Genomic DNA, 10,962 nt, shown 5'->3' with positions numbered 1-10,962 from the left:
AAGGAATTTATGGTTACATCATTTGTAACTTTTTGGGTCAAAATCACGCCATACTGATTACTTGCATGAGATGAGTTTAAATTGTAAAACTGGTTTCTTTCAATATTAATAATATCTATTGCCTGATCTAAATCTGTACGTATTGAAACAGTCGAAGAAATGCTTTTTTTGCATTGATTATCACAAATATTTATATTTTTTAATATACCATCAAGACCTGCTTGATATGTATATAGACTAATAAAATTGTAATTGCCATCGGAATTATTATTTCTGACATCAGCACTTATTACCGTACCTGCGATATAGATATCGGCATGGTGGTTACTATTTCCCTGTCGGGCAAATCTATTATTAGTTACTGTTACGTCTTCAATATTTATGGAAATTTGATGTTGTGTAGCATCAGGATCCACTCTATCAATAAAATTCCCATCTATCAAACATTTTCCACCAGATATTTGATTGGCGGCTATAGCGGGTTTGCCCGTTAAGTTTTTAATTAGGTTGTTGGAGATAATCACAATCCCTTCATTACCGCCGGCGAATCCTATACCTCCTTTACCATAAGTCCCGTCTTGCTTTAACCCGTCTACATAATTATTAGAAATAACTGCTTGACTTGGAATCTCTATGCCTAAACTAGCTTCAGTTGAAGAAGAATTATATGTTGTATCCCCTTCAATTCCTAAATCTCCATTGCCAATACATACATTACTTGTAATAACAACTCCACGTGTAAATCCGAACTGAATGCCTTCATCCCTATTATAATTACAAATATTATTTGAAATTGCACCACTTGTACATTGTTGAGTTAAATCTGTACTTACGCCTTGCCCTGCTGTTGATATGCCATTATTTGTAGCGGGAGCCGTCGCGTGTCCAAAGCCACACCCAATTGCTGTGTTATTGGTTATTTTCCAAGTGTTACAATTATTTACATATATACCTGTCTGAGGTATATTATTAAAATTGCAATTTGTAATATTTATATTTGTCCCAGCTAGTATTGTAATGCCTTTTAAATCATAACCTGTAGGTAGAGATCCTCTGGTATAATCACAAGTCATAGAAATTCCATTAATTGTGATATTTTTTACACTAGTTCCATTACTCCAAAGTGGTTGGTTCCCATCATCTGTAGAGAAAAATACAGAACTGTTGGTTAATGGATAAGGGCGAGTGCTCATATTGACAATAGTTGCAGGATCTATATGTATCATAGATTTTCCTACAATTCCACTTAAAGTAGTATGGGAAGGTATGTTTAATGGCACAGCTACGTCCAAAACATAATCACCCTTAGAAAAATTGATTGCCATTCCCCCCAATACTTTGGATAAGTCTAATGCTTTTTGTAAATTAAGTCTATTTTGCAACCCTTTACTAAAATCTAAACCATTAACCACCCCAAACCATTTTACATTAACAACACCAGAAAATAATCTTTTCCATCTTCCGGTAATAACACCAGAAACTTCAAAAATAGTTCCCGTGTTATCATCTTCTGTAGAAATCGAATCCCAATAAAATTCTCCCCCTCCACCATCATTAACATTCCAATATCCTAAAACATTAGCAAAACCATTTGTCACCGTTGAGCCATCTGTCGTTTTTAAATCAGCAATTGTTTGTAAAATCATAAAAGGAAATTTGCGGTTTAGAATTAAAACTATGTTTATTTTTGGTTAAATAGATTACCCTGTTCCGGCCTTGGAATATGTTCTAAAATTTTAGTTACCTTATATGATTTATTGATATAGGCATTTATTGATGGCTCAAACTTTTGATATATCTCTATGTCAGCGCGAAGAGTATCTCCTTTGGCAAATCGCTCACCTTTATCAATTAGTTCGGTAAATTTAATATCTGTTATTTTTGCAGAAATTTTATTTCCCTCATAATAGAATCCCCATTTTACATTCTCTCCAAAAGTAATAGTATAGACATTTAATATTCCTTCCTTGTTAATTGAACGATATTCGGTAGGCTCATCTATTTCATCTAGAGAAGCTATATCCGCAAAATCTTCTGATGGAATTACGACTATTTGTTCATCATCTTTATTCAGAAACTCAAGACCGGTAATATTTTTATCATTATCAAGCGTTTTAAATTCTTGTGATAAAGCTTCTCTCACGTTTTTATTGTTTGTATATACATTTGCGGATATAATATTGAAAATTTGTACAGTACCATTATTATTTTCTATTTCTACATTATTTCCTGTTTGTTCTTTTTGATTTCCCTTTTTTCCCTTTAAGAATTTAGCAATAGCATAAACCCCCGTCACACAACCAAGCAAATTTGCTGCATACTGAACTGTATCATTTGAGAGTAAATTTTTTATATTCTGAAGAACATTGGACTCAATAAGTAAATTAACTATAAAACTGCCTTCCTCTATAGCCTGTATTTTAATATCTATTTTTCTACCAGTATTAAGTTCCTTGTTTACTTCTTGTACGATACTTGAAAAATGTAGAAGGTTGTTAATTAGTGTATTAGCTTCAATTATACTCGAATCGCCGTCAAATTTTATTTTAAGATCATTCATAACAGGTAGATTTACCTCTTTTAAATTATCCATAAGCAGTAGTTTAATTTACCGCAATATAAATGTTTTTTTATTAATCAATTCTCCAGAATCATCACACGCGGGGGAGATGGATATTAAATAAAATCTTGCGTATTATAACTGACATTTTTTTATTGCATTGATCTTTAATGCAAGCAAAAACATGTGCGTACTTGTAAAGAACATATCTACATGGGAAAAACTGGTCATTCATATGCTTATTTATCCAGATCAAATAACATATGTAAATCCAAATGCCTTACGATAATTCGTCTGTCATAAATATAAACCATTCATCAAACGTAACCTTTTGAAGGAATTAAGCTCCTCCTTATGAAGCAAATATTAGGGGATACACCTAGTCTAAAAAATATCCACAGAAATTAAATCACACCTAGAAAAAATATATAGCAATTCCATTTTTGGTCATATTAATGACGAGTTTTATAAAATCTACACCTACAAACCCATAAGGCTGTTCTACTGCTAGAAAAATGTGATAGATCTATTAATTGATTGAGCGCAATCTTGAGAAATTTGCTGCTTCATATACATTGCGCGGATATAAATTGCCAACATAAACCTAAGATAAATACCGGACTATTAACCATAAAGAAAAAGTAACATTAATTGCAGATAAGTTAATAAAGATCAACTCTACTCTTAGCAAGTATTCATCCTCATAATACCCCAAGAAATAATCAACAGACCGAGACTTTAAATGATAAAACTAATTTCAATAAACTTATTATTCCTTATAACTGGAATGCCAGTATGTCCTTTGAATTTTTGATCCAATAAAATCATGGCCAGTATCTTATTCCACATGTATGACTCCCCGTACAATTGCCATCGCCTTAATTTCTGAACGATGAATCTGAAATGCTTTATAGGTTTTATTATCACTGACAATTTTAAAGTGATTATCGTCCGCACCTTCTGTAACTCTTTTAATCAGTACGCCTTGCACAGTATTCAGCATATATATTTTATTCCACTGAATAAAAGTGGGAGGTTTAATCCTTTTGCAAGCCACGATATCCCCAATATTAAATTTTGGATACATGGATACATCCCGCACATTTAGCAAGAATTCGGCATCAATAAAAACTGGAACCACATAGCGCTGATAGGGCGCGTCCTTAGTGGTGAAATCTCCGTCAAAATATTCCTCAAGTGATTCGGGTGGAATTAGAGGAAGGGTTGTAATGGAGGGCTGGGGGTCGATTATTGTTTCTCTTGGTTTTCTATTATCAAGCAACATGTCGCCACTACCCAATATTAGCCAAGAAGGGTTCACGCTTTTAAAACAAGCGAGAAATCTTTCTATATTAGATTCAGTAATGCCATTATCTTGATCTAAAATACCCCTTGTAATGCCGGTATCCTTATAAAATTGATACTTTGAAATACCATTTTCAGTAATATACTGCAAGATACGTTGTTTAATAGGCGATTTATTTTTCATAAATATTTTTTTATACGAGATTTATCGCTTATTTTTGTTCCCTATTTAGAAACAAAGCTGCAAATGAGAAATGTAACCAAATAGCTAAATGTGATACAGTTCGTAAAATGGCAATTAGAGCTATAGCGAAAAAAATCATTGTACAGACCCTTTTGTAAGGCAATCCGTACACATAAACATTAAAAAAAAGTGCGTTAGTCGTAAGTATTAAAAATGACATTAGGTTGAAATAAATAAACACTAAACCGTAATTATTAAAATTTAATCAGTTTTCAAGTCTTCAAATACTCGCTGAATTTTTCAATCAAATGGATTGATTTTAAAAAATTATAACCAAAATTGTGATGAATCCACAAGCAAAAAGTTTACCTAAAAACGCCTTAGCCGCTTTTTTTGAAAAACTGGGAGCCAAACATATTTTTGGTCTCTTAATTAGTAAATCTCTACAATACATAAGGTATTTACAACTATATACGGATTTATGCCTGCTTTCGGTTTCGTGTTTCTTATGTGCTATTTTCATGGTAGATCATAACTTCGCCTTTTCCAGTAAATATGTTTCTACTGTCATATTTTTAAATTTATTATGGGCCTTTATGACCTACACAAAAGAAACTTATAAGAATATATTAATGCATGATGCAGAGATAATAATAAGATCCTTCTTAAAGGTATGGTGTTTATTCTTCATTTGTATAGGTTTTTTATATATTATTTTATCGTTGAACACTTTTGGCATAAAAAAGTTCTATTTACTTTTTGTTTTTTCGATGCTTTTATTTGGGATACTTTTATTTGGCGGAAAACTTGCATTTCTCGGTCTACGCAAAATGTTTGCCAAGCTTATGAAAATAAGAAAAAATATTATCATTATTGGCTCCAATCCCTATTCCCAACAACTAAAAGATTATATTAACCAAGGGTATGGTAATTTTAATATTGTCGGCAATTTTGACCGATCAACCAATTATAGAAGCATTTCAGACGAGAATGTAATAGAGCGTATTAATGTAATTAACAGCGAAACACATATAGATGAAATATTTTGTACCACTGCTTCTTTTGACAAAGCAGATCTCCAAAAGCTGCTCTATATAGCAGATAGGAATATGGTACGGGTAAAATTCCTTCCCGACTTTTATAATCTATTTAATAGGCCCGCAAATATAAGTTTTCTCGGAAATATACCCGTTGTTAGTATTCGAGAAGAGCCCCTGCTCAGAGACAGGAGTATTATAATGAAGCGCCTTTTTGATATTGTTTTTTCAACTTTGGTTATCGTGTTTATTTTGAGTTGGCTTACTCCTTTAATGATTTTATTGATAAAGTTAGAGTCCAAAGGGCCCGCCTTCTTTAAGCAAGAACGATCAGGAAAAAACAACCGGACTTTTAGATGTTATAAGTTTAGAAGTATGAAACCCAATAACTACGCAGATCAGATTCAGACTTCCAAAAAAGATGCACGCATAACTAAGATAGGTGCTTTCATGCGCAAAACAAGTATCGATGAATTACCCCAATTTTTTAATGTGTTGTTTGGCAATATGTCTATTGTTGGGCCCAGACCTCATATGTTACTCCATACAAAAGAATATGGTGTATCGGTAGACTCCTATATGGTTCGCCACTTTGCTAAACCGGGTATTACCGGATGGGCACAGGTAACTGGTTTTAGGGGAGAGACCAAGACGCTTGAGGCAATGGAAAAGCGCGTAGAATGCGATGTTTGGTACTTGGAGAACTGGACATTTTTGCTGGATATAAAAATAATCTTTTTGACAGTGTGGAATATTTTTAAAGGAGAAGAAAACGCATTTTAATGATCACAACAAAATGGAAAATGGAAAATATAAATCCCGTCTTGTTTCTAATTAGGTGAATGTCTTTGAATGGTTGGCACAGACAAATTGGTAGCCATTCAACATGACCTATCTTTTACGCGTAACCGATAACAGGGATCTAATTCCATAAAGAATGCTGCTTTCTTATTGGATTATAGATATAGCTTATGAACAAAAGGCACTGTTAGCGTAATTCGAACTAACGGCTGTATTATTTTATAGGGTTTTATAGAGTCCTATCGTAAAAGGAAATATTTCTACAATCTAACAATAAGTTATTCTTCACGTAAGATTGACTAGAGATTATTTTATAATGGCAACATCACTCGTATTCATCGTATTCATTACAAAAGATGATCGATTGACTGGAGTCTATAACAATATTGAAGGACAGAATTTATTGCTGTAATAAATAATTATATAATGAAAATTGCCCACATAATTTTTTCCTTGAATATGGGTAGTATTGAAAATGAATTAGTGGATATCATAAACTATCAATCACATGCTAATCATTTAATTGCCCTTTTTATTATCAACAGTAAGACAGATCAGGACTTGATGGATCAAATAAATAAGGACGTGCATATAGTACAAATAAAAAGGAACGAGGGCAGTCGACATATTTTTCCTATTATAAAATTGAATTACTTATTAAATAAATGGGATGCTCAGGTTATTCATTGCCACAACCAAAACATAATTGGCACACTGTTCTCCCGGCACCTAAAAAGAAAGGCATTAATAACAGTCTATGACGGCATTGCTGATCAATCCATAAATCGGTACAAAAAGCTGTTTACAGTCTCTCATTCACTTGAAAAAATGGCACTGAAAAAATTGGTATATCAGCCAAAAATTATTTATGGGGGTGTGAATTTGGCGGCAATTCCATTCAAGAGAAATCACCGCAGAGAAAGCAATAGACCTTTTAGGATTCTCCAGATAAATTCTTTATATCAAAATGAATATGGCCAACATCTGCTAATAGAGGCATTGGCCTGTTTACATAATAAAGGCATCAAAAATATTTGGATAGATTTTATAGGAGACGGTGAATCACAACAAAATTTAGAAGCATTGACGAGCAATTACCAGTTGGAAAACTACATAACTTTTTTAAGAAATAAAAGCAGAACATACATCTGTCAAAAGCTTAAAGACTATGATGTATTGGTTCATCCAGGACAAGACGAAGGGTTCACACTAACAATTTTCGAAGCCATGGCGGCAAAGGTCCCCGTGTTGATATCCAATACTTCCACTTCAATGGAAATAATTAATCAAGGAGAACTTGGATTTTTCTTTACTAGCAACAACTACTTTAGTTTGGCAAATACAATAGAGCACATAAAATCTATGAAGGGTCCTGATCTTGAAGAAATGGCCGAACATGCTTATCAATACGTAAAGCAAAATCACAACATTCAGACCTTGACCGAAAGTTATTTACAACATTATACGGCTTAACGACATGGTGAACTATAGCGCAATATACGAACCTTTCCATAGCCGCCGTAATGACCAAGACCAGCGTAATTTTTCAAAGCTTCCAAGAAACTTTGGTGAACCCGCCACTTATTATAGCAAAACAGGTTTGGCCACCCCTAATTTAATTAATGAAAGACAATTTATTCGAAACGACATCCAAAATCAACTTTGTGCAGCATAAAAATACACGTAAAATGACCTACAGATTCCAATATATTTACTTATTCTTTCTTATCGTTCTCTTGGGATCATCTTGTACCAGCTATAAAAACATTACCTATTTCAAAAATATCAGCGACAGCAGTTACGTATTTTCAAAAGGTGAAGATGCCCCTACCGCCAAATATCATCCGTTAAAAATACAAGCAGACGATATATTGAAGGTTATCATCTCTACGCTAGACCCCACCGCGAATGGCGCACTAAACCTTAGCTCCTCTGCCTCACCGATTACAACCGGTATGATTTCTTCCAATATATCCTCCGCTTCTATTCAGGACGCGGGCAATGATATGGATGGTTATCTGGTCAATAAAGACGGGTATATTGAAATCCCCGTATTGGGAACTATCCATGTAGCTGGGCTGACAACCGATGAAATCAAGCAAGTGATAAGTATTCAAGCATCCAAATTATATAAAAATCCCGTGATAAATGTTCGGCTGGCTAATTTTAAAGTAACAGTCTTAGGTGAAGTCTCTAAGCCGGGAACTTATCTTATTAACGGCGAAAAAGCAAGTGTGTTAGACGCATTAGGGCTAGCCGGAGACATGACAATTTATGGTAAAAGAGAGAACCTTTTGCTGATGAGGCAGCAAGATAATAATGAAAAGAAAGTTGTCCGATTGGATTTGAATAATACCGCGATGTTAGCCTCCCCCTATTTTTATTTAAAGCAAGGTGACATCTTATATGTGGAGCCAACTAAAGGCAAGGCAGCCGCTACCGATGCCTCTAGAACCAGGGCTTATACTATTGCAGGTACTATTCTTTCCATATTAATTGTGATTGCGTCTCGTCTATTTTAATAAGAACTATTTACACTATTTAAACCAATTCATACTACAATGCAAGCACCTGATTTTGACTGGCTAGAAGCCGAAGAAGATGCCCGTATCGATTTCCCGAAAATAATCCATAAAATAAAAATCAACTGGATATATTGTTTACTTTGCTCCACCGTTTTGGTAGGTGCTGCCCTATTTTATTTACACATTACTAACTCGACTTATAATGCAGTTGCAACGGTTCTCATCAAGGACAATACGAATCAACTGACTGGGCAACAAGGGACAGGCATTTCTACTCTACAAGGCTTAGGCTTAATTCCCGGAACAAGTAACGTAGACAACGAGCAACAAATCATTACCAGTTATCCGCTTATTCATACTGTTGTTGAAGATTTGCAATTGAATCTTGGATTCAGTACCACTAAGCAGTGGCGGCAAGTTCCGTTATACAAGGAGACACTCCCGTTTCAAGTAGCTATAAAGAATTTTCATACAGGCAGTCTTCAAGGAGACCAATTGAAATTTGACTTTCAACTAAATCGTAACAAGGGCTATAGGGTTGTTTCCAATGGCCAGCAATGGATAGGCTATTGGGGCAAGCCTTTAGCATTACCATTTGGCGAATTAACGCTTTCATCCGATAGCCTGACAAATAATTGGGATTCCACCCAGGTTATCAATCTCGTTGTGGCCGATATAGCCTCTGTTTCTGATAATTTTCAAAATAGTCTCTCAACAGAAATCTCTGACAAGCAAAGTACTATTATCAATCTCTCTTTACCTACGATGGTACCTGAACAGGGCACCGATTTTTTGAACAGATTGCTTGACGTTTATCAACTCTCCGACGTAGATGATAACAAACATATCACCGACAGTACCATTCAATTCATTAACCAAAGGCTGATATTGGTAGGAAAAGAACTTGATTCCATTGAGCAAAAGATACAATTATTTAAACAAAATAATAACTTGGCAGATCTTACGGCTCAATCACAGGCACTCATTACGAATGCCGGTTTATACCAACAAAACTATGCCGGACAACAAGTACAGATTAGTATTATTAATTCGCTTATTGAGTATATGAATGCACATAAGCAAAACGAGCAAATAGTTCCTGCCTCTTTGGCTGTGCAAGACGGATCTTTGGTTAGTATTATAGATAAATATAACTCCTTATTGTTGCAAAAGGAACGCTTATTATTGAGCGCAACCAAGGACAACCCAGTTGTCCAGAATATTGAAACTCAGATTACAAGTCTTCGGGGTAATATGATGACGGGACTTCAATCTATCAAACAGTCTTTGCAAGCTGGATTGGCAGAAATGCAAACACACAATAATTCGCTTGATAACATGATCAGGGAGGTTCCGGCTAAGGAACGCACTTTTGTCGAGTATAGCCGCCAGCAATCCGTCAAACAGGAACTTTATCTTTATTTACTACAAAAAAGAGAAGAAGCACTTATTTCCAAATCTTCTACTATTTCTAATATAAGGATTATTGCACCTGGAAGAATAGAAGCTATTCCGCTTTCGCCACACAAGAGTCTCATCCTTGCATTTGCGCTTCTATTAGGTATCATTCTCCCCTTCGTCGTCTCCACTTTAAGGAATTTAGCCAATGTCAAAATAAATACGCGGGAAGATATTGAAAAAGGAACAAAGGCACCCGTACTTGCTGAAATACCGCATAATCATAATAAAGAAAATAATCATGGCATCATTGTGACCGCAAAAGGCCGAACTCCCTTGAACGAACAATTCAGAATATTAAGAACAGATTTGAATTTTATCTTAACCAATAAAAACGATAAAGTTATTTTACTTACTTCTTCCATGCCTAGTGAGGGAAAATCTTTTGTATCCCAGAATCTAAGCGCTATGATGAGCTTTGCCGGCAAAAAGGTGGTCATTTTGGAAATGGATCTTCGCAGACCCAGGATATCCAGACATTTATTAGGTCAATCAGAAAAAGGGTTTACCAATTATGCCATTGGACAGGCATCCCTTGACGAAATCATTTATCCAGTGGAGCGTTTTCCTGGATTATCAATTGTCCCTAGTGGTCCTATACCGCCTAATCCCGCCGAACTTATCATGCTCGAAAAAACTGAACAAATGTTTGCCGAATTAAGGAATCGTTTCGATTATATTATTGTTGATACTACACCTTGCTTAGTGGCAGATGCTCATTTACTAGGGCGTCATTCAGATGTAACACTGTTTCTAGTAAGGGTAAATGTTACCTACAAAGAACAACTTACGCAGATTAATAAACAACTTGTAGAAAATAAGTTTCCACGTTTAAATATACTTGTCAATGATGTAGATAATACTAAGAAAAGTTATTACTACGGTTATGGAAGATACGGGTATTATGGAGGTAGTTATTTTGACGAATCAGAACCAAAGCGAAAGTGGAAAGGGTGGCCCTTTAAAAATGGATATGGCGTTAAATAAACAATGATTCTATAAAATAACGAGTTTGATTTAAAACAGATGTATTAAAAATGCCTTCAAAAACCATCATCATCACCGGGGGAGCCGGCTTTATCGGCTCGCATG

At 34.9% G+C, this 10,962-nt stretch carries 7 protein-coding genes; 4 read left to right on the top strand and 3 right to left on the bottom strand.

Annotation, left to right across the window (positions count from 1 at the left end; all coding sequences use genetic code 11):
- The 3 genes from ACQR30_RS00565 to ACQR30_RS00555 all read right to left on the bottom strand — a co-directional run.
- Positions 1-1,646: right-handed parallel beta-helix repeat-containing protein (locus ACQR30_RS00565; protein ID WP_429729758.1), on the bottom strand; the 1,646-nt coding region annotated here is incomplete at its 3' end.
- A gap of 35 nt (positions 1,647-1,681) precedes the next feature.
- On the bottom strand, positions 1,682-2,593 hold the full coding sequence (locus tag ACQR30_RS00560; protein WP_429729756.1) for a hypothetical protein: 912 nt from the start codon (positions 2,591-2,593) through the stop codon (positions 1,682-1,684).
- An 805-nt stretch (positions 2,594-3,398) separates the two neighbouring features.
- Entirely contained in the window at positions 3,399-4,049 is a 651-nt protein-coding gene (locus ACQR30_RS00555) for a S24 family peptidase (RefSeq protein WP_429729753.1), read from the bottom strand.
- Between the two features lie 344 nt (positions 4,050-4,393).
- Here ACQR30_RS00555 and ACQR30_RS00550 point away from each other — a divergent pair, with 344 nt between their 5' ends.
- The 4 genes from ACQR30_RS00550 to ACQR30_RS00535 all read left to right on the top strand — a co-directional run bounded on the left by ACQR30_RS00550 (position 4,394) and on the right by ACQR30_RS00535 (position 10,857).
- A complete protein-coding gene (locus ACQR30_RS00550) occupies positions 4,394-5,869 on the top strand; it encodes an undecaprenyl-phosphate glucose phosphotransferase (RefSeq protein WP_429729761.1) in 1,476 nt (491 codons plus the stop codon).
- 444 nt (positions 5,870-6,313) lie between these two features.
- Complete coding sequence (locus ACQR30_RS00545) at positions 6,314-7,360, top strand: glycosyltransferase family 4 protein (RefSeq protein WP_429729750.1); 1,047 nt, start codon at positions 6,314-6,316, stop codon at positions 7,358-7,360.
- A 215-nt stretch (positions 7,361-7,575) separates the two neighbouring features.
- Positions 7,576-8,409, top strand: coding sequence for a polysaccharide biosynthesis/export family protein (locus ACQR30_RS00540; RefSeq protein ID WP_429729747.1), 834 nt, complete (start codon positions 7,576-7,578; stop codon positions 8,407-8,409).
- Between the two features lie 39 nt (positions 8,410-8,448).
- Positions 8,449-10,857 carry a GumC family protein gene (locus ACQR30_RS00535; protein ID WP_429729744.1) on the top strand — a complete coding sequence of 803 codons (2,409 nt, stop codon included), beginning with the start codon at positions 8,449-8,451 and terminating at the stop codon, positions 10,855-10,857.
- The last annotated feature ends 105 nt before the right edge of the window (positions 10,858-10,962 follow it).

The sequence above is a fragment of the Arachidicoccus sp. genome, from assembly GCF_050436765.1.
Taxonomy (GTDB): Bacteria; Bacteroidota; Bacteroidia; order Chitinophagales; family Chitinophagaceae; genus Arachidicoccus.
The sequence above is the reverse complement of the archived record's forward strand: the minus strand, read 5'-3'. Positions and strand labels throughout refer to the sequence as shown.

Excerpts from the sequence above, each read along its gene's own strand:
- ACQR30_RS00560 (WP_429729756.1), bottom strand. The coding sequence starts at position 2,593 with ATGGATAATTTAAAAGAGGTAAATCTACCTGTTATGAATGATCTTAAA.
- ACQR30_RS00555 (WP_429729753.1), bottom strand. The coding sequence starts at position 4,049 with ATGAAAAATAAATCGCCTATTAAACAACGTATCTTGCAGTATATTACT.
- ACQR30_RS00550 (WP_429729761.1), top strand. The coding sequence starts at position 4,394 with ATGAATCCACAAGCAAAAAGTTTACCTAAAAACGCCTTAGCCGCTTTT.
- ACQR30_RS00545 (WP_429729750.1), top strand. The coding sequence starts at position 6,314 with ATGAAAATTGCCCACATAATTTTTTCCTTGAATATGGGTAGTATTGAA.
- ACQR30_RS00540 (WP_429729747.1), top strand. The coding sequence starts at position 7,576 with ATGACCTACAGATTCCAATATATTTACTTATTCTTTCTTATCGTTCTC.
- ACQR30_RS00535 (WP_429729744.1), top strand. The coding sequence starts at position 8,449 with ATGCAAGCACCTGATTTTGACTGGCTAGAAGCCGAAGAAGATGCCCGT.